This is a genomic window from Micromonospora costi (genome assembly GCF_003626655.1).
In the GTDB taxonomy this organism is placed as follows: domain Bacteria; phylum Actinomycetota; class Actinomycetes; order Mycobacteriales; family Micromonosporaceae; genus Micromonospora; species Micromonospora costi.
The window spans coordinates 2,071,902-2,091,255 of the sequence record NZ_RBAN01000001.1 but is presented as its reverse complement, the minus strand read 5'-3'; the positions used below and the strand labels follow the sequence as shown (position 1 = coordinate 2,091,255).

Genomic DNA, 19,354 nt, shown 5'->3' with positions numbered 1-19,354 from the left:
GCAGACTTCGCGCCCGCCTGCGTGGGGACGCCGGAATGAACACGGCCGAGTACGCCGTCGGCACGCTCGCGGCGGTCGCCTTCGCGGGCATCCTCCTGAAGGTCCTCACGTCCGGCAACGTCCAGGCCGCGCTGACCGCCGTCATCGACCGGGCACTCAAGTGATCCGGCGCCGGCTGGCCGGCCGCGACCGGGGCTCGTTCACCGCCGAACTGGCGGCCGGCCTGCCGGCGCTGCTGCTGCTCCTGCTCGCCGGGCTGACCGCGGTCAACGCGGTCACCACCCGGGGGGGCTGCCTGCACGCGGCCCGGGAGGCGGCGCTCGCCGCCTCCCGGGGCGAGGACGGCCCGTCGGCCGCCGCGCGGTCGCTGCCACCGGGAGCCGACGTCACGCTCTCGGTGGGCGACGAGCGGGTACAGGCGACCGTCCGCGCTCCGGTGCGGGCCCTCGGTGCGCGCCTGCCACGGATCACCGTGGTCGCCACGGCGGTCGCGGCCGTCGAACCCGGCGCCACGGCGGCGGAACCGTGACGACGCGTCGCGCTGGCGGACCTGTGACGGTGCGTCGCGGTGGCCGTCTCGTGGCGGTGCGCCGTGGCGGCGGACCCGCGACGGCGTGTCGCGGCAGCGGATTCGTGGCGGAGCCCTGCGGAGGCGGACCCGCGATGGTGCGTCGCGGCGGCACACCCGCGACGGCGCGCTGGGGCAGCGGATTCGTCACGGCGCGCCGCGACGACGCGGAGCGACAGCGGGGTGGGGCGACCGTGTGCCTGCTGGCAGTGGGCCTGGTCTTCGTGCTGGTCGCGGTCGCCGGTGCGGCGGCGGGCGCGGCCCGGACGGCGCGCCAGCAGGCGTTGGTCGCCGCGGACCTCGGGGCGCTCGCCGGCGCCGGCCGCGCGGTCGAGGGCGACGCGTCCGGGTGCGCCCGGGCAGCCGACCTCGTGAGCCGGAACGGCGGGCGGCTCGTCGCCTGTCGGCTCGACGGCCTGGACGTCCTGGTGACGGCGGAGGTTGTCGTGAGCCCGCTGCCGGGCCTGACCCGCCTCGCCACCGCCACCGCCCGCGCCGGTCCGGTGCGTGGCTGAGCGAACCGGGAGACTCAGGCGGAGTGAGCCCGACGGAGACGTTGCACTCCACCCACCGCGGTCCGGGGCGCCGGCGTGGGGCCGGCGTCCCGGGCTGGGCTGTCAGTCGACGGGAGGTCAGCGGGCCTGGAGGGCGTCCAGGGCGACGGCCATCGCGATGACGAGGCGCCGGTCGATCTGCGGGTTCTGGATCTCGACCACGTAGCGGTCGCGCAGGCCCCACTTCTTGACGACCGAGAACACCGGCTGGCCGCCGGCCGTGAAGTCGAAGTGGTACGGCAGCCAGGAGAGCGAGTCGACGAAGCGCCGCAGCAGCGCCACCGGCAGGCTGCGCTCCTGGCCGGTGACCTGCGGCAGGCCGGCCTGCTCGACGTGCCAGGTGGAACGCAGCAGGGACTGCGCGAAGTCCTTGCGGAACAGGCCGATCGGGTTGCCCGCGGCGTCGGTCACGTCGTACGTGGCGCCGAGGTCGAGGCGCTGGCGCGCCTTGAAACCGAGCAGCGGCTGCTGCTTGGTGTCGTCCGTGTAGATGGTCACCTGCTCCTTGAAGGCGAGCCGCTTCTGCTGGGCGAAGGCCAGCAGGCCGCCCTCCGAGCCGTCCGGTGCCACGGCGTGGACCTCGTACTGGTTGACCATCATCCGGATTCGCTGGCGGATGTGGAACTGCTGCTGGGACTGCAAGACATCGAGCTGCATGTTTTCTCCTCAGGATGGATGCGCCGGAGTGTCGCACACCACATTCGGGCGCTGCCCGCCCGCCCGTCGATCCGTCCAACCAACGGCCGACCCGCGGCCACGCGGCGGACGACCGAGCCTTGATCGACACGAGTTTCCTGAAGTCGGGGTGTCCGGCCGCGAGGGACACCGCGCCTTCCAGGAAGTCGAGTCGATCAAGGGCCCGACCGGCCGATCAAGCCCCGACCGGCCGCTCACCCGGGCAGATTGGCCAGCACCACGTCCAGTACGCGGATCGCGTCCGCCTTGGACAGCGGGTTGTTGCCGTTGCCGCACTTCGGCGACTGCACGCACGACGGGCAGCCGGTCTCGCACCCGCATTCGGCGATCGCGTCCCGGGTGGCCCGCAGCCAGGTCGACGCCGTGCCGTACGCGCGCTCGGCGAAGCCGGCCCCGCCCGGGTGCCCGTCGTAGACGAACACGGTGGGCGCCTCCGTGTCCGGGTGCAGGGCGGTGGAGAGCCCGCCGATGTCCCAGCGGTCGCAGGTGGCGATCAGCGGCAGCAGCCCGATGGCCGCGTGTTCGGCGGCGTGCAGCCCGCCCGGCACGTCGGCGTTCTCGACTCCGGCGGCGGCGAGCGACTCGGGCGACAGGGTGAACCAGACCGCGACGGTGCGCAGCTCGCGGACGGGCAGGTCCAGCGGCCGGGTGTCGATGACCTCGCCGGTGGCGATGCGCCGCCGCTGGTACGAGACCACCTGGCTGGTGACGTCCACCTCGCCGAGGAACATCCCGACCGGCCCGGCGTCCACGTACGAGCGCACCGACACCACGGAGACGTTGGTGACGTCCCGGGCGTGGGTGGACCAGTCCGGCTCCTCGGCGTGCACGAGCGCGCACCCGTCGGCCAGGTCCAGGTCGTCCACCACGTACGAGACGCCCTGGTGCAGGTAGACCGCGCCGGGGTGGAGCAGGAAGTGCGACGAGCCGCCGTCGACCGTGCCGAGCAGCCGGCCGGTGGACGCCTCCACGACGCAGACGGGCGCGCCGCCCTCGCCGCGCAGGTCCACCTCGGGCCGTTCCCGGTGCCGCCAGTACCAGCCGGTGGGCCGCTGCCGCAGCGCGCCGGCCGCCACCAGCTCCTCGACGGCCTCCTTCGCCCCGTCGCCGAAGAGTTCCAGGTCGGCGGGGGTGAGCGGGGCCTCCACGGCGGCGCAGGCGAGCTGCGGGGCGAGCACGTACGGGTTGGCGGGGTCGAGCACGGTGGCCTCCACCGGCCGCCCGAAGACCGCCTCCGGATGGTGCACGAGGTAGGTGTCCAGCGGGTCGTCCCGGGCGACCAGCACGGCCAGCGCCTCCTGGCCGGAGCGCCCGGCCCGGCCGGCCTGCTGCCAGAGCGACGCCCGGGTGCCCGGGTAACCGCAGATGAGCACGGCGTCCAGGCCGACCAGGTCGACGCCCAGCTCCAGCGCGTTGGTCGAGGCCAGCCCGAGCAGGTCGCCGTGCAGCAACGCCCGTTCCAGCTCCCGCCGCTCCTCCCGCAGGTAGCCGCCGCGGTAGGCGGCCACCCGCTCGCCCAGCCCGGGCACCGCCTCGTCGAGGGCCCGTCGGGCGTTCGCCGCCACCACCTCGGCGCCCCGCCGGGACCGGACGAACGCGAGGGTGCGGACCCCTTCGACGACGGTGTCGGCGAGCAGGTCCGCGGTCTCGCGGAGCGCCGACCGGCGGACCGGCGCGAGGTCGGCCGCGTCGGACGAGGTGTCGGCCGAGGGCAGCAGCGGCGGCTCCCAGAGGGCGAACGTCACACCGCCGCGCGGCGACGTGTCCTCGGTCACCGCGGCCACCGGCAGGCCGGTGAGCCGCCCGGCTGCCGTCGCCGGGTCGCCCGACGTTGCGGAGGCCAGCACGAAGACGGGCGTACGGCCGTAGCGGGCACACTGCCGTCGCAGCCGGCGCAGCACGTGCGCGACGTGCGAGCCGAACACCCCGCGGTAGGTGTGGCACTCGTCGACCACCACGTACGCGAGCCGGCGCAGGAAGCCCGACCACTGGGCGTGCCCGGGCAGGATGCCGTGGTGCAGCATGTCGGGGTTGGTGAGCACGAACCGGGAGTGCTGCCGGATCCACTCCCGTTCGGCGCGCGGAGTGTCCCCGTCGTAGGTGGCGGGGCGTACCCCGTCGAGGTCCAGCTCGGCGACGGCGCGCAACTGGTCGGCGGCGAGCGCCTTGGTCGGCGCCAGATAGAGCACGGTGGCCCGGGGCTCGGCCAGCAGGGTGGCCAGCGCCGGCAGCTGGTACGCCAGCGACTTGCCGGACGCGGTGCCGGTGGCCACGACGACGTGCTGACCGTCGTACGCGAGGCTGGCCGCCTCGGCCTGGTGCCGCCAGGGCGCGGTCACGCCGCGCCGCGCGAACGCCGCCCGCAGTTCCTCCGGCGCCCACTGCGGCCACGGCGCGGGGATGCCGGTGCGGGCCGGCACCCGCTCGACGTGCGTGACCGGGTCGGCGTCGCCGCGGGCGCGCAGCCGACCCAGCAGGTCGGCCGGCGGACGCGTGGACACGGTGGCGGCGGACGGCTGCTCCGGGTCGTGGCGCGGGGCCAGGCGCGCCGCGCTGAAGCCGTCGACAGTCACGTCCTGCACTCTCGCACTGGTGTTCGGAGATGAAAAGCCGGGGCCCGGGGTATGGGGGAGGCTTCGCCGGTGACGTCGGCGTCGGCCGGCGGTAGTGGTTAGATGCCCTGGAGAGTTTACGGCTCTTGCGAGGAGGACCGATGGAGCTGTCGCTGGCGACCCGCACCGTGGGGGAGCACACGGTGCTCGAGGTCGGCGGTGAGGTGGACGTCTACACCGCCCCCCGCCTGCGCGAACGGCTCCTCGAACTGATCGACGGTGGCGCCCGGCACGTGGTGGTCGACCTCGGCCGGGTGGACTTCCTGGACTCCACGGGGCTGGGTGTGCTGGTCGGCGCGCTGAAGCGGCTGCGCTCGGCGGGTGGCTCGTTCGCCCTGGTCTGCGACAAGGAGCCGCTGCTCAAGATCTTCCGCATCACCGCGCTCGACCAGGTCTTCCCGCTGCACCCCACGGTCGACGCGGCGGTCGGCGCCGACACGACCGGCGCCGGCGCGTGATGGCCACGGTACGGCTCTCGTTCTCCCCGGCCCCGGTGCACGTGCGCACCGCGCGGCTGGTCGGCGTCGCGGTCGCCCGCCGGGCCGGTGTGCGCGAGGACCTGCTCGACGAGGTGCGGCTGGCGATCGGCGAGGCGTGCACCCGCGCGGTCGCCCTGCACCGCCAGTACGGCCTGCACGACCCGGTGCTCGTGGAGATGTCCGACGCCGGGCAGTACGCCGTCCGGGTCGTCGACCGGGCGCCGATCGAGGCGGGCATCGGTCTCGCCGCGCTGCCCCCGGACGAGCTGGCCGACGAGTCGCTCACCGACGAGGCCCTCACGACCGGCGTGGGCTTCGCCCTGCTCGCGGGCTTCGTCGAGGACCTCCAGGTGCGTCCGGTCGACGAGGGTGTCGGCACCGAGGTGCGGATGGTCTGGCCGGTCGGCCGCTGACGACATTCTCCACACAGGCCGCGTTCCCGTCGGGACGCGGCCTCTTCGGCATGGACCCGTTCCTATATCAGATTTTGGTTCATAACACAGCGACGAAGATCATCGGCCGGGGGTGCACCCTCGGTGTGACCTCCAACACTGCGGAGGGCTACAGTACCCGGGTTGTCAGCAAGTGATCCATCCCGCAGCCAGCGGGAACGGAAGTTCATCGCTGGTCCGCTGGGGTGGGCGCGGCGGGCGCTTGCGAGTCCGCATCCAGGCGCCGGGCGGTGCGTCTCCACCGGCCGGCGCGTGTTCGGTACAGGAGGACACAGATGTCCGAGACCTTGGCCGCCGAGGGCGGCGGGCTTTCCCTTACCGGAGCCAATGTCACGTACGTCGTCATCGCCGCGGTCATCGCGCTGGTGGCGCTCGTCTTCGCCGCCGCCCTGACCAGGGCGGTCCTGGCGGCCGGCAAGGGCACCACCAACATGCAGGAGATCTCGGGGGCGGTCCAGGAGGGCGCCTCGGCGTACCTGCTGCGGCAGTTCCGCACACTGGCGATCTTCGTCGTGGTGGCCGTGATCCTGCTCTTCCTGCTGCCGGTGCACGACACCGACGGCAGTGAGATCGCCGTGAAGATCGGCCGGTCGGCCTTCTTCGTGGTGGGCGCGCTGTTCAGCGCGTTCATCGGCGGCGCCGGCATGTGGCTGGCCACCCGGGCCAACCTGCGCGTCGCGGCCGCCGCCCGGGAGCGGGAGGGCGGCCGGGAGTCGGCCATGAAGATCGCCTTCCGCACCGGTGGCGTGGTCGGCTTCCTCACCGTCGGCCTCGGCCTCTTCGGCGCGGCGCTCGTCGTGCTGATCTTCCGCGGTGACGCCCCGACCGTGCTGGAGGGCTTCGGCTTCGGCGCCGCGCTGCTCGCCATGTTCATGCGGGTCGGCGGCGGCATCTTCACCAAGGCCGCCGACGTCGGCGCCGACCTGGTGGGCAAGGTCGAGCAGGGCATCCCCGAGGACGACCCGCGCAACGCCGCCACCATCGCCGACAACGTGGGCGACAACGTCGGTGACTGTGCCGGCATGGCCGCCGACCTCTTCGAGTCGTACGCGGTGACGCTGGTCGCGGCGCTGATCCTCGGCCGCGCGGCCTTCGGCGAGGAGGGCCTGGTCTTCCCGCTGATCGTCTCCGGCATCGGCGCGGTCATCGCGATCATCGGCGTGTTCATCACCCGGCTGCGCGCCTCGGACCGCTCCGGTCTGACCGCGATCAACCGGGCCTTCTACGCCTCGGCCGTCCTCGCGGCGGTGCTGGTGGCCGTCGCCACGTACGCGTACCTGCCGGCGAGCTTCGCCGAGCTGGAGGGCGGGCTGACCGACGTCACCGAGAACCCGCGGGTCGTGGCCATCGGCGCGGTCGTCATCGGTATCGTGCTGGCCGCCGCGATCCAGGCGCTGACCGGGTACTTCACCGAGACCAACCGGCGTCCGGTGCAGGACATCGGCAAGAGCTCGCAGACCGGCCCGGCCACCGTCATCCTCGCAGGCATCAGCATCGGCCTGGAGTCGGCGGTCTACTCGGCGCTGCTGATCGGCGCCGGCGTGTTCGGCGCCTTCCTGCTCGGCGGCAGCTCCATCACGCTGTCGCTCTTCGCCGTGGCGCTGGCCGGCACCGGTCTGCTGACCACGGTCGGCGTGATCGTCGCGATGGACACCTTCGGCCCGATCTCGGACAACGCCCAGGGCGTGGCCGAGATGTCCGGCGACATCGACGAGCACGGCGCCCGGACGCTGACCGAGCTGGACGCGGTCGGCAACACCACGAAGGCGATCACCAAGGGCATCGCGATCGCCACGGCGGTGCTCGCGGCGACCGCGCTGTTCGGCTCGTACACCGACACTCTGCGCACCGCGTACGCGGACGCCGGGGTGGGCGACGTCGGCTCCGAGATCCTCAACTCGCTGAACGTGGCGAACCCGCGGAACCTGGTCGGCCTGATCGTCGGTGCGGCGGTGGTGTTCCTCTTCTCCGGGCTGGCCATCAACGCGGTCTCGCGTTCGGCCGGCGCGGTCGTCATGGAGGTCCGCCGGCAGTTCCGCGAGCTGCCCGGCATCATGGACCGCACCCAGCGGCCGGAGTACGGCAAGGTGGTCGACATCTGCACCCGGGACGCGCAGCGCGAGCTGATGACTCCCGGTCTGCTGGCCATCATGGCGCCGATCGCCGTCGGCTTCGGCCTCGGCCCGGGCGCGCTCGCCGCGTACCTGGCCGGCGCGATCGGGGCGGGCACGCTGATGGCCGTCTTCCTGGCCAACTCCGGTGGCGCCTGGGACAACGCCAAGAAGCTGGTCGAGGACGGCGCGTACGGCGGCAAGGGCTCCGAGTCGCACTCCGCGACCGTCATCGGTGACACCGTCGGCGACCCGTTCAAGGACACCGCCGGCCCCGCGATCAACCCGCTGATCAAGGTGATGAACCTGGTCTCGCTGCTGATCGCGCCGGCCGTGGTGGCCTGGAGCATCGGCGACGACAAGAACACCGGGCTGCGGATCGCCATCGCGCTGGTGGCGGCGCTGGTCGTCGTCGCGGCGGTGGTGTTCAGCAAGCGCAAGGGTGTGGCGATGTCCGACTCCGGCGACGGCGACGGCACCGGCTCGGGCAGCGCCGAGCAGCGGCCGGAGACGGTCCCCGCCTGACCCGTACCGCACCGGGGCCCCGGCCGGCGTCCGTAGCCGGTCGGGGCCCCGTCGTCGGCAAACCTGAGCGGTGCCAGCGTTCGACGAAGGCCGTACGCTGCAACGCATGCGTACGTGCCGGGCGACTGCCGTCGGAAAGCTCACGGTGGTCCTGGCCACGCTCGTCCTCGTCGTCACCGCGTGCGGCGGTCCCAGCCCGAGGGCCTGGGCGGCCTCGGTGTGCGCCGCGCTCACGCCGTGGCGTTCGGAGATCAGCAGGTTGACCAGCAGCACCGACCAGCAGATGACCGCGCAGACCACGCCCGCGCAGGCGAAGGAGAATCTGGTCCGTCTCTTCGGGGGCGCCGAGCAGGCCAGCGAGACGGCCCGGCGCAAGGTCGAGGAGGCCGGCGTGCCGGAGACCGACCACGGTGAGGAGATCTCGACCGGGTTCCGCACCTCGCTGGGGAAGATGCGCGACGCGTACGGCCGCGCGCGGGACACCATCGAGCGGCTGGACACCCGCGAGGCCACCGCCTTCTACGACGGCGTCCGCGCCGCGGTGGACACGTTGAACAAGGAGTACGACGCCAGCGCGCTGGACACCAGCCGGCTCAACTCCGAGGAGCTGAAACGCGCGTTCGACGAGGTGCCCGAGTGCCGCTGAACGGGCTCGGTGAGCCGCCGGGGGACCAGATCCTCCCGGCGCTCTTTCCGGTGCCCGACCCGGCCACGCCGGCCCCGGCCCGACGCCGGGTGCCGCGGCCGGAGGCGGCGGACGGCCCGGAGCCGCCGGGGAGCGGCCCGGCCCGTCCCGGAACGGCCGAGGACGGGCGGCAGCTCGTCTTCTTCGGCGCGGAAACGGCCGAACCGGTGCTGGCCGACCTCGCGGGGCTGCTCGCGGGCCCGGCCGAGGTGGTGCGGATGGGCGGGACGGCCCGGATCTCGGTCGTGGTCGACGCGGCCTGGCGGGTGCACGTGCTGGTGGCCGAGCTGGCCCAGCGCGGGATCGCGGCGAGTTGGGAGCCGACCGGGGACGACCGGCACGCGGTGCGCACCTCGTACGCCCGGACCCTGAAACCGCTCGCGGCGGCCTGGCTGCGCGGCACGACCAAGCGGCCCCCGGCGGGCTTCCACCTCAACGGCCGGCGGCTGCGGCTGTGGCTCGCCGCGGCCGGGGTGGCCGAACCGCCCGGTTTCCTGTTCCGGCTCGGCCCGGCGGACCAGGAGTGCTGGGAGCCGGTCGGCGCCGCCCTGGCCGCCGTCGGTCTGGGCGGCGACCTGCTCGACCCGACGGCCGGCGGGCCGGCGTACCTCGTCACCGGGCGGCGACGGCTGCGCCGCCTCGCCGAGCTGGTCGGCGACCGGCCGCCCGCCGTGCCGCCGCCGGCCTGGCCCGAGCGGCCCTGACCCCGGCCGCCGCCGCCTGTCAGGTGGCGGACACCCCGGAGGTCGAAACGCGCAGAAAAGGGACAGTTGGGGCCTCGGCCGTGGGTCCGCCATCATCACAGTGGCCCGCTACGGGCCCTACCCACGGTGTACGGTGGCGCCGTCCGGCAGATCCATCCCCTGCCGGGGTGGTTTGCCGCCCGCGAAACCCGAAACGCGGGCGGCGCGTTACGTTGGACATCCGGGCCGCCGGGGTCCGGGCGGGTCGAACACGGCCCGAAACGGGTACCGGGACGGTCGCGAGCAGGAGTGAGGTCAGGGAGAGACGTGCCGAGCAACGCGGGAACCACCCGTCTGGTCATCGTCGAGTCACCGGCGAAGGCCAAGACGATCTCGGGCTACCTCGGCCCGGGGTACGTCGTGGAGGCCAGCTTCGGCCACGTCCGGGACCTCCCGCGCAACGCCGCCGACGTGCCGGCCAAGTACAAGGGCGAGCCGTGGGCCCGGCTCGGGGTCGACGTCGACAACGGCTTCCACGCCCTCTACGTGGTCTCCGCCGACCGCAAGCAGCAGATCAGCAAGCTGGTGAAGCTGGCCAAGGAGGTCGACGAGATCTTCCTGGCGACGGACGAGGACCGCGAGGGCGAGGCGATCGCCTGGCACCTGGTCGAGACGCTCAAGCCCAAGGTGCCGGTCAAGCGGATGGTCTTCCACGAGATCACGAAGCCGGCGATCCAGGCGGCGGTGGCCAACCCGCGCGAGATCGACCGCGACCTGGTCGACGCCCAGGAGGCCCGGCGCATCCTCGACCGGCTCTACGGCTACGAGGTCTCGCCGGTCCTGTGGAAGAAGGTCATGCCGAAGCTCTCGGCGGGCCGGGTGCAGTCCGTGGCCACCCGGATCGTCGTCGAGCGGGAGCGGCAGCGGATGGCCTTCCGCACCGCCGAGTACTGGGACATCCTCGCCACGCTGGCCGTCCAGAACGCCGGCGAGGGGCCGCGCACCTTCAACGCCACCCTCATCGCGCTGAACGGCGACCGGATCGCCGCCGGTAAGGACTTCGAGCCGACCACCGGTCGCGTGAAGCCCGGCGCCGGGGTCGTCCACCTCGACGAGGGCGGGGCCCGCGGGCTCGCCGCCCGCCTGGAGGGGCGGCCGTTCACCGTCACCCGGGTCGAGGAGAAGCCCTACCGCCGGCGCCCGTACGCGCCGTTCATCACCTCGACCCTCCAGCAGGAGGCGGCCCGCAAGCTGCGGTTCTCGTCGCAGCAGACGATGCGCACGGCGCAGCGGCTCTACGAGAACGGCTACATCACCTATATGCGTACCGACTCGGTGAACCTGTCGGAGACCGCCATCGCGGCGGCCCGGCGGCAGATCGTCGAGCTGTACGGCGAGCGCAGCGTGCCGCCGGAGCCGCGCCGCTACACCGGCAAGGTGAAGAACGCGCAGGAGGCGCACGAGGCGATCCGCCCCGCGGGGGACAACTTCCGCACCCCGGGCGAGGTGGCCAAGGAGCTGTCGGCCGAGGAGTTCAAGCTCTACGAGCTGATCTGGCGGCGCACCATCGCCTCGCAGATGACCGACGCGGTCGGGTCGAGCGTCTCGGTGCGCATCCGCGCGCTCTCCAGCACCGGGGAGGAGGTCGACTTCGGGGCCACCGGCAAGACGATCACCGATCCCGGCTTCCTGAGGGCGTACGTCGAGTCCAGCGACGACGAGAACGCCGAGGCCGAGGACGCCGAGCGCCGCCTGCCCACCCTCGTCAAGGACCAGCCGCTCAGCGCCGAGGAGCTGGCCGCGCAGGGGCACCACACCCAGCCGCCCGCGCGCTACACCGAGGCGTCGCTGGTCAAGGCGCTGGAGGAACTGGGCATCGGCCGCCCGTCCACGTACGCGTCGATCATGCAGACGATCCAGGACCGCGGCTACGTGAACAAGCGCGGCCAGGCCATGATCCCGACCTTCCTCGCGTTCGCGGTGATCGGGCTCATGGAGCGGCACTACCCGCGCCTCATCGACTACGACTTCACGGCCAGCATGGAGAACGAGCTGGACGAGATCGCCGGCGGTGACCACGCGGCGGTCGACTTCCTCACCTCCTTCTACTTCGGCAGCACCAACGGCACCGGCGACCAGGCCATCGCGCACGCCGGCGGGCTGAAGAAGCTGGTCACCGAGAACCTCAGCGAGATCGACGCGCGCAGCGTCAACTCGATCCCGCTGTTCACCGACGACGAGGGCCGCGAGGTCGTGGTCCGCGTGGGCCGCTACGGCCCGTACCTGCAGCGGGCGCTGCCGGGCGAGCAGCCCGCGCCCGCGGGTGAGGGCGAGGAGGGCGGCGCCCACGGCGACCGGGCACCGATCCCCGAGGGGCTGGCGCCGGACGAGCTGACGCCGGAGAAGGTGCACGAGCTGTTCCTCGGTGGCGGCGGGGAGCGCAAGCTCGGGGACGACCCGGGCACGGGCGAGCCGATCGTGCTCAAGTCCGGCCGGTTTGGCCCGTACGTGGCCAGCGGCGAGCGCAAGTCGTCGCTGCTGCGGTCGCAGTCGCCCGACACCCTCACCCTCGAGCAGGCGTTGCAGCTGCTCACGCTGCCCCGGCTGGTCGGCACCGACCCCGAGGGCAACGAGATCGTGGCCAACAACGGCCGCTACGGCCCGTACGTGAAGCGGGGCGACGACTTCCGGTCGCTCGACTCCGAAGACAAGATGTTCACCGTCACGCTCGACGAGGCGCTGGCCCTGCTGGCCGCCCCGAAGACCCGCCAGCGGCGGGCCGCCGCGCCCCCGCTGCGGGAGCTCGGCGCGGATCCGCTCACCGAGAAGCCGCTGGTGATCAAGGACGGCCGGTTCGGGCCGTACGTGACGGACGGGGAGACGAACGCGTCCCTGCGGCGGGGCCAGACCCCGGAGGCGCTGAGCATCGAGGAGGCCTCCGAGATGCTCGCCGAGAAGCGGGCCAAGGGGCCGGCGCCGCGCAAGAAGGCGGCGAAAAAGGCCGCTCCGGCGAAGAAGACGGCGGCGAAGAAGACCGCGGCCGCCACGAAGTCGACGGCCGCGAAGAAGACCACGACGGCCAAGGCCGCTCCCAAGAAGGCGGCTCCCCGGAAGGCCACCTCCGCCACCGAGTAGTCCGCCGAGGCGGGGCGCGACGGGCCGGCTCCGACCGGCCGGCGCTCCGCCCGGGCCCGGCTCAGCCCTCCGGCTGTCGCCGCTGCCGCTCGGCGCGGATCTTCTCCCACCGGTCGGCGGCGGCGCTCATCTCGTCCTGCACGAAGAGGAAGAAGTCGCGCATCTCGGCGAGGCGGGCGCCGGCGGGGGACGTCTCGTCGCCGACCGCCTCCACGCCCTCGTGGACCATGTCGGCGAACCTCCGGTAGATCCCGCTGCGGATCATCGAGGTGTACGTGCTGGACTCGGCGGCCTTGTAGAGGTCCCGCCGGGAGCCGGGGGCCGGTTCGCGGACCGCCATGCCGACGTGGATGAGGTAGCGCACCGCGCCGGAGACGGCGGCCGGGCTGACCCGGAGCCATTCGCTGATCTGCGCGGCGGTCATCCCGGGCTGCTCGGCGACCATCAGCGCCGCGAGCACCCGTGCAGGCATCCGGGGCACGCCCATGTCGCTGAACGTGAGGGCGAAGTGCTCGACGAAGCGTCGTACGGCTTCCTCGTCGCGGTGGCCTGCGAGCTGCATCTGCTTATCTTTCATCAGTCTTCGGAACGCCGGCGGCGCGGCCGGCTGGGAGCCGGTCGCGCCGCGGGTGGAATCGCCCGCCGGGCTCACGTGGCGAGGTCGCGCCGGCGGAACCAGGCGAGACCCGCCGCGCCGAGCACCAGGGCGATGGCGGACATGACGACGATCGGCGCGGCCGTGGCGTCGGCCGGGACCGCCGGGGTGTGGCTGAACGGCGAGAGCTCCCGCAGGGACTCCGGTACGCCCAGCAGCGCACCGTACGGGCCGAGCACGAAGCTGAGGGCGAAGCCGAACCAGGTCAACCCGACCGCGAACCGTGGCACGAGGCCGAAGAGCGCCACGGCGAGCCCGGCGAGGGTCAGCACCGCCGGCAGTTGCAGGTACGCGGTGCCGGCCAGGTGCGCGAGCTGACCGCCGAGATCGTGGACGCTCAGGCCGTATACCAACGCCATGGCGACCGCGGCGAGCCCGAGCATCGCGACGGCGCCCGCGGTGGCGACGGCGATGTGACCGCCCAGCCAGGTGAGCCGCCCGGTCGCGGTGGCGAGCACCGGCTCGGCCCGCGTGCCGGCCTCCTCGGCGCGGGGTCGCATCAGCGCCTGGACCAGGTAGCCGGCGACCAGCGCGCCGATGGTCGCCATCATGGCGCCGAAGAAGGCGTCCATGATCGCGTGGGCGCCGCCACCGGCGAGGTCGTTGATCGTGCCCGTCACGCCGCTGTTCTCGGCCACGAGGTCGTCGACCGCGTTGGCCATCGAGCCGAGGACCAGGCTGAACACGCCGATGGCGATCCCCCAGCCGAGCGCCGTGCCGCGTTGCAGCCGCCAGGCCAGCCCGAGCGGGCTGAGCAGCGCGGGCGACGCCTGGCCCGGGCCGGGACGGTCGGCCAGCAGGCCCATCCCGACGTCTCGCCGCCCGGCCAGGGCGAAGGCCGCCGCCACCGCGACCACGAGGAGCGCGAGCGGCAGCGCGAGGACCCACCACCGGTTGCCGCCCTCGGCGAAGGGCCGCATCTGCATGGTCCAGCCGATCGGCGAGAGCCAGGACGGCCAGGCGCTGGTCATCGTGTAACCGTTCGGCCGGACCTCGCCGAACGCGTCGGCGACACCACGGACCAGGTAGCTCGCACCGACGACCGCGGCGGCGATGCCGTTGGCGGCGCGCGCGCTCTGGGTCAGCTGCGCGGCGACGGCCGCGACCGCCGCGAAGGCGATGCCGGCGGCTCCGACACCCGCGCCGGCGGCGAGGGAGCCCGCCGCGGGTTCGCCGGCGCCGACGAGGGTCAGCGCGATCAGCGCGCCGAGCACGACGTTGGCGCCGACCACGACGACCAGCGCGGCGGTCAGGCCGGCGTGCCGGCCCACGGCGGTCGCGCCGATCATCTCGGCACGGCCGGTCTCCTCGTTCTGCCGGGTGTGCCGGATGACGGCGAGGGTGCTCATGAAGCCGGCGAGGATCGCGAGGAACGCCAGGATCCCGAACGCCGTCATCTCGCCGGTGCTGGTGCCGGTGGGCGCGGCCCGGAACATCAGCACGGCGGGCGTGTCGACGGCGACCCGCAGGACGGCGAGCCGGTCGGCCTCGGTCGGGTACTGGGTGTCCAGCGCCGAGCGGGCGAAGGCGCCGAGCGCCACGGTGCTGAGGATCCAGACCGGAAGCTGGACCCGGTCGCGGCGCAGCGCGAGGCGGGCCAGCCGGCCGGTGCCCGTGAAGGCGCTGTTCATCGGACCGCTCCCGCGAGTTCGTCGCCGTAGTGGCGCAGGAACAGCTCCTCCAGCGACGGCGGGGCGCTGGAGAGGGCACGGACGTCGAACTGGGTGAGGTACGCGAGCGCGTTGTTCAGTTCGGCGGTGTCCACGGCGAAGGTCGCGTGGGTGGCCGTCGCGTCGACGTCGTGCACACCGGGCAGGTCGGCCAGCCCGGTGATGGGCAGGGTGGTCTCCACCGAGACCGACGTGCGGGTCAGGTGGCGGAGCTGGGCGAGGGTGCCGCTTTCCACCGTCCGGCCCTGCCGGATGATGCTGACCCGGTCGCAGAGCGCTTCGACCTCAGAGAAGATGTGGCTGGAGAGCAGGACGGTGCGGCCCTGGCCCTTCACCTCGCGTACGCACTCCTGGAAGGCCGCCTCCATGAGCGGGTCGAGGCCGGAGGTCGGCTCGTCGAGGACGTAGAGCTCGACGTCGGAGGCGAAGGCGGCGACGATCGCGACCTTCTGCCGGTTCCCCTTCGAGTACGTGCGCGCCCGCTTCGAGGGGTCGAGCTGGAACCGCTGGATCAGCTCGTCCCGGCGCTGTCTGTCCAGGCCGCCGCGGAGCGACCCGAACAGGTCGATGGCCTCCCCGCCGGTGAGGTTCGGCCACAGGTTCACGTCGCCGGGCACGTACGCGAGCCGGCGGTGCAGGGTCACCGCGTCCCGCCAGGGGTTGCCGCCGAGCAGGCTGACCGCCCCGGAGTCCGCCCTCAGCAGCCCGAGCAGGACCCGGATGGTGGTGGACTTCCCGGAGCCGTTCGGGCCCAGGAACCCGTGCACCTCGCCGGCCTCGACCTCCAGGTCGAGGCCGTCGAGCGCCCGCACCCGGCCGAAGGTCTTCACCAGGGCGGAGACGGAGATAGCACTAGTCATGCCCCGAACGCTACGCTCATTTCACAAAATCATGAAACCTCTGAAGCGTATGAATCGCGTAAAAAATCCGACGGTCGTGGGACGGGCCGTCAGGCGCCGAGAACCCGGGTCAGGTGGGGGTTGGTGAAGACGCGGTCCGGATCCAGCCGGTCGCGGACGGCCCGGAAGTCGGCCCAGCGGGGATAGGCGGGTGCGAGCGTGGCGGCGTCCCGCCAGTGGAGCTTCCCCCAGTGCGGGCGGCCGCCCAGACCGGCGGCGACCTGCTCGAAGGCGGTGAAGTACGGCTCGTACGGCATGCCGACGTACTGGTGGATGGCCAGGTAGACGGAGTCGCGGCCGTACCCGTGCGACAACCAGATGTCGTCGGCGGCGGTGAACCGCACCTCCACAGGGAAGAGCACCCGGAACGGCAACCCGTCGACGATCCGGCGGAGCGCGCCCAGCGCCTCGCCGAGCGCGGCGCGCGGCAGGCCGTACTCCATCTCCACGAAGCGGACGCGGCGCGGGGTGCAGAACACCGTGTCGGAGCGGCCGGTGTAGCGGCGTTCGGTGAGTGCCCGCGCGGAGACCGCGCTGATCGTGGGCGCGAGCCCCGGCACCGCGCGACCCAGCCGGCAGGCCCCCGCGAAGACCGTGTTGGCCAGGAAGTCGTCGTCCAGCCAGCCGCGCAGCCGGGACAGCGGGCGGTCGTCGGCGGGCACCCGGTCGTTGGTCTTGACCTGTACACGGGCCGTGTACGGGAACCAGTAGAACTCGACGTGGTCGTGCGCCTCGACGAGGTCCGGCACCTCGGCGAGCACGGCGTCCAGCGGCGCCGGACGCTCGTGCGCGTGCAGCACGAACACGTCGACGCACCGCAGCGTCACCTCGACCAGCACGCCGAGCGCTCCGAGCGACACCCGGGCGGCGGCGAGCACGTCCGGGTGCTCCTCCGCCGAGCAGCGCAGCACCTCGCCGGTGCCGGTCACGAGGGTGACCGCCTCCACGAACGTCGCGAGGCAGCCGTACGCGGCGCCGGTGCCGTGGGTGCCCGTGGAGATCGCCCCGGCGACCGTCTGCGCGTCGATGTCGCCAAGGTTGGGCAGGGCGAGGCCGTGCCGGGCCAGGAGGTCGTTGAGCGCGTGCAGCGTCATCCCGGCCGGTACGGTGACCAGCCGTCGCTCGGCGTCCACGCGTACGCCCGTGTCCAGGTCGGCGAGGTCCATCCGCCGGTCGTCGGCGAGAGCGACCGCCGTGAAGGAGTGGCCGCTGCCGGACACCCGGATGCGTCCACCGGCGGCGCGGGCGGCCCGGACGGCCTCGGCGACCTCGACGGTGGAGCGGGGGCGCAGGATGGTGGTAGCGGAGCCCTGCTGATTGCCGGCCCAGTTGGACCACGGGACGGCGGGCGGTGCGGTGCCAGCCATATACGCTCCTCGACATGAATATGAACTGACTTCATATCAGGGAACGTTGTGCGAGGTAAATACCGCAATTGAGTCCCGTTCGTTGTACCGGTAGTCACGAACAGTGACGTACAGATATGTTTCATCCGTTGAAGGGGGGTGGCGCTGAGTGTCCACACCAGCCGCCACGACCGGGCCACTGCGCCGGGTGCCGGTGCAGGGTCGAAGTGTCGCGCGTGTCCAGCGGATGCTGGACGCCTGCGCCGAACTCGTTGACGAGGTGGGGTACGAGGGACTGACCACGACCCTTCTCGCCGAACGTGCCGAGGTCGCGATCGGGTCGGTCTACCAGTTCTTTCCGGACAAGCGGGCGATCGTGCAGGCGTTGACCCTGCGCACGATGGAGTCGTACCTCCAGCGGCTCGACGAGCGGTTCGCGTCGGACGACCTGAAACACTGGTGGGACGGGGTCGACGCGGCCATCGACGAGTACATCACGATGCACCGCACGACCCCGGGTTTCCGTACCCTGCACTTCGGCGACGTGGTCGACCTGCACCTGCTCGACGAGCAGAGGGACAACAACGGCGTCATCGCCGACCAGCTCGCCCGGGTGCTCACCGAGCGTTTCGGGCTGACCGGCGTCCCGGGCCTCCGGTTCCACCTGGAGATCGCCGTGGAGACCGCCGACGCCCTGATCAAGCTGGCCTTCCGGCGCCAGCCGGAGGGCGACGAGCGGGTGCTGGCCGAGGCGAAGGCGCTGATCCGGGAGTACCTGCACCGGCAGGTCGACGCCCCGGCGGACGCCCAGGCGGGTTGACCGCCGGTCGCCGACCCGGTGCGGGGGAGGCGGCAGCAGGAGGCCCGGGGTGCGCCGGGCGACGGTGCGATCGACGTGGTGCCCGGGGTGCGCCGGGCAGCGGTGCGGTAGAAGGTGCGGTTCCCGGGGTGCGCCGGGTGCTCGTGCGGTAGGACGTGTGGTCCGGGGTGCGCCGGGCCGGCGGATCAGAGGAAGGCGTGGCCCTCGCCCCGGTAGGTGGGCACGGTGGCCACGATCTCGTCCCCTTCGATCAGGTGCAGCTCGTTGACGTGCTCGCACAGCTCGCCGGCCTTGGCGTGCCGGAACCACACCCGGTCACCGATCCGGAGTGTGGCCGCCGCCGGGCCGGCGAGCGGGGTCTGCACCTCGCCCGCGCCCTCGGCTCCGAGCAGTTTCAGCCCGGCCGGCAGGACCGGCCGGGGCAGCCGACTGGCCGCCGCCTGCCCGGACGCGATCCAGCCGCCGCCGAGCACGGTGGCCAGGCCCGGGCCCGGCCGGCGGACCACCGCGCAGGCGAAGTAGGCCGACGGGGTGGGGCGCCACGCGCGGTACGCGTCGAAGAGCGTCGGGCCGTACAGCCCCGATCCCGCGGTGACCTCGGTGACCGCGGGATCGGCGCTGGTCGCGGCCACGCTGCCGGTGCCACCGCCGTTGACGAACTCCAGGTCGGCGTGTTCGCGTACCGCGGCCACGGCCGCGCCCCGGCGCGCCAGCAGCTCCCGGTACGAGCCCCGTTGGGCCACCCGGATCGCCCGGCCGAGCACCGCCTGCCCCGGCGGCGCGTCGCCGAGGCCGGCGATCTGCGCCTCGTACGCCATGAGGCCCACGAGCCGGAACCCGGCCCGCTTCCCGATGGTGGCGGCGAGCGCGCCGGCCGCCTCGGCGCTGTGCACCGGTGAACGGCGCACGCCCACGTGCACCCGCCCCCCGAGCGGACGCCAGGAGGCGTCCAGGTCGAGGCACACCCGCAGCTCGGGCCGGTTGCCGGGAGAGCGTACGGCGTCGATCAGGTCGAGCTGGTCGGTGCCGTCGACCATCAGCGTGACCGCCGCGGCCACGGCCGGATCGCCCGCGAGCGCGGTGAGGGCCTGCCGGTCGGCGGTCGGGTACGCGACCAGGACGTCGTCGGCCACGCCGGACCGGACCAACCAGATCGCCTCGGGCAGCGTGAAGGCCATCACGCCGGCCCAGCCGGAGCGGCGCAGCGCCCGGCTGATCAGCTCGCGGCTGCGTACCGACTTGCTGGCGAGCCGGACCGGCTTGCCGCCGGCGAGCCCGGCCAGCGCGGTCGCGTTGGCGTCGAAGGCGGTCAGGTCGACGACGGCGTAGGGGGGATCGAGGTGGGCGGTCGCCCGGTCCAGGCGCTCGCGAAGTTTGTCGCGTTCGGTGGCCACGTGTGCACGCTAACTGTCGGACGGGTCAATGCGAAATACCCTCGCGTCTGCCCGGGGTGTCGTGGGCGGT

The 19,354-nt window shown here is 73.1% G+C and carries 17 protein-coding genes; 10 read left to right on the top strand and 7 right to left on the bottom strand.

The window, feature by feature from the left end:
• Positions 1–35: 35 nt before the first annotated feature.
• The 3 genes from D7193_RS09540 (at position 36) to D7193_RS09535 (ending at position 1,083) form a co-directional block, all read left to right on the top strand.
• Complete coding sequence (locus D7193_RS09540; protein WP_241562862.1) at positions 36–164, top strand: DUF4244 domain-containing protein; 129 nt, start codon at positions 36–38, stop codon at positions 162–164.
• On the top strand, positions 161–529 hold the full coding sequence (locus D7193_RS33665; protein WP_174242568.1) for a TadE family type IV pilus minor pilin: 369 nt from the start codon (positions 161–163) through the stop codon (positions 527–529). The genes D7193_RS09540 and D7193_RS33665 overlap by 4 nt, the downstream gene beginning before the upstream one ends.
• A gap of 134 nt (positions 530–663) precedes the next feature.
• Positions 664–1,083, top strand: coding sequence for an Rv3654c family TadE-like protein (locus D7193_RS09535; protein WP_120778905.1), 420 nt, complete (start codon positions 664–666; stop codon positions 1,081–1,083).
• Positions 1,084–1,200: 117 nt separating this feature from the next.
• Here the strand turns inward: D7193_RS09535 and D7193_RS09530 are convergent, their stop codons facing one another.
• Together D7193_RS09530 and D7193_RS09525 are read right to left on the bottom strand one after the other, a co-directional pair.
• Positions 1,201–1,779 carry an LURP-one-related family protein gene (locus D7193_RS09530; protein WP_120778904.1) on the bottom strand — a complete coding sequence of 193 codons (579 nt, stop codon included), beginning with the start codon at positions 1,777–1,779 and terminating at the stop codon, positions 1,201–1,203.
• A gap of 233 nt (positions 1,780–2,012) precedes the next feature.
• A complete protein-coding gene (locus D7193_RS09525) occupies positions 2,013–4,361 on the bottom strand; it encodes a DEAD/DEAH box helicase (protein WP_120779373.1) in 2,349 nt (782 codons plus the stop codon).
• Positions 4,362–4,531: 170 nt separating this feature from the next.
• Here D7193_RS09525 and D7193_RS09520 point away from each other — a divergent pair, with 170 nt between their 5' ends.
• From D7193_RS09520 to topA, 6 genes are all read left to right on the top strand, one after another.
• Positions 4,532–4,888 (top strand): STAS domain-containing protein, encoded by a 357-nt coding sequence (locus D7193_RS09520; RefSeq protein WP_120778903.1) that lies wholly within the window; start codon positions 4,532–4,534, stop codon positions 4,886–4,888.
• Positions 4,885–5,322: an ATP-binding protein gene (locus D7193_RS09515; protein WP_120778902.1), complete on the top strand. Its 438-nt coding sequence runs from the start codon at positions 4,885–4,887 to the stop codon at positions 5,320–5,322. The genes D7193_RS09520 and D7193_RS09515 overlap by 4 nt, the downstream gene beginning before the upstream one ends.
• 314 nt (positions 5,323–5,636) lie before the next feature.
• The gene (locus D7193_RS09510; RefSeq protein ID WP_120778901.1) at positions 5,637–7,997 is read left to right on the top strand and encodes a sodium-translocating pyrophosphatase; all 2,361 of its coding nucleotides are present in this window, start codon (positions 5,637–5,639) and stop codon (positions 7,995–7,997) included.
• 106 nt (positions 7,998–8,103) lie between these two features.
• A complete protein-coding gene (locus D7193_RS09505; RefSeq protein WP_120778900.1) occupies positions 8,104–8,643 on the top strand; it encodes a hypothetical protein in 540 nt (179 codons plus the stop codon).
• Positions 8,634–9,386, top strand: coding sequence for a hypothetical protein (locus tag D7193_RS09500; protein WP_120778899.1), 753 nt, complete (start codon positions 8,634–8,636; stop codon positions 9,384–9,386). Before D7193_RS09505 ends, D7193_RS09500 begins: the two co-directional genes overlap by 10 nt.
• Positions 9,387–9,692: 306 nt before the next feature.
• Positions 9,693–12,500, top strand: a complete 2,808-nt coding sequence (gene topA / locus D7193_RS09495; RefSeq protein ID WP_120778898.1) for a type I DNA topoisomerase — start codon at positions 9,693–9,695, stop codon at positions 12,498–12,500.
• Between the two features lie 61 nt (positions 12,501–12,561).
• Here topA and D7193_RS09490 read toward each other — a convergent pair whose 3' ends face one another.
• The 4 genes from D7193_RS09490 to D7193_RS09475 all read right to left on the bottom strand — a co-directional run bounded on the left by D7193_RS09490 (position 12,562) and on the right by D7193_RS09475 (position 17,091).
• On the bottom strand, positions 12,562–13,062 hold the full coding sequence (locus D7193_RS09490) for a GbsR/MarR family transcriptional regulator (RefSeq protein ID WP_120778897.1): 501 nt from the start codon (positions 13,060–13,062) through the stop codon (positions 12,562–12,564).
• An 86-nt stretch (positions 13,063–13,148) separates the two neighbouring features.
• Positions 13,149–14,786 (bottom strand): ABC transporter permease, encoded by a 1,638-nt coding sequence (locus D7193_RS09485; RefSeq protein ID WP_120778896.1) that lies wholly within the window; start codon positions 14,784–14,786, stop codon positions 13,149–13,151.
• Positions 14,783–15,685 carry an ABC transporter ATP-binding protein gene (locus tag D7193_RS09480; RefSeq protein ID WP_120778895.1) on the bottom strand — a complete coding sequence of 301 codons (903 nt, stop codon included), beginning with the start codon at positions 15,683–15,685 and terminating at the stop codon, positions 14,783–14,785. Before D7193_RS09480 ends, D7193_RS09485 begins: the two co-directional genes overlap by 4 nt.
• Positions 15,686–15,774: 89 nt before the next feature.
• The gene (locus D7193_RS09475) at positions 15,775–17,091 is read right to left on the bottom strand and encodes a D-arabinono-1,4-lactone oxidase (RefSeq protein WP_120778894.1); all 1,317 of its coding nucleotides are present in this window, start codon (positions 17,089–17,091) and stop codon (positions 15,775–15,777) included.
• A 226-nt stretch (positions 17,092–17,317) separates the two neighbouring features.
• On the opposite strand from D7193_RS09475, the gene D7193_RS09470 reads away from it, so the two are divergent.
• On the top strand, positions 17,318–17,890 hold the full coding sequence (locus D7193_RS09470) for a TetR/AcrR family transcriptional regulator (protein ID WP_120778893.1): 573 nt from the start codon (positions 17,318–17,320) through the stop codon (positions 17,888–17,890).
• A 185-nt stretch (positions 17,891–18,075) separates the two neighbouring features.
• Here D7193_RS09470 and D7193_RS09465 read toward each other — a convergent pair whose 3' ends face one another.
• The gene (locus D7193_RS09465) at positions 18,076–19,284 is read right to left on the bottom strand and encodes an amino acid deaminase/aldolase (RefSeq protein WP_120778892.1); all 1,209 of its coding nucleotides are present in this window, start codon (positions 19,282–19,284) and stop codon (positions 18,076–18,078) included.
• Positions 19,285–19,354 lie beyond the last annotated feature (70 nt).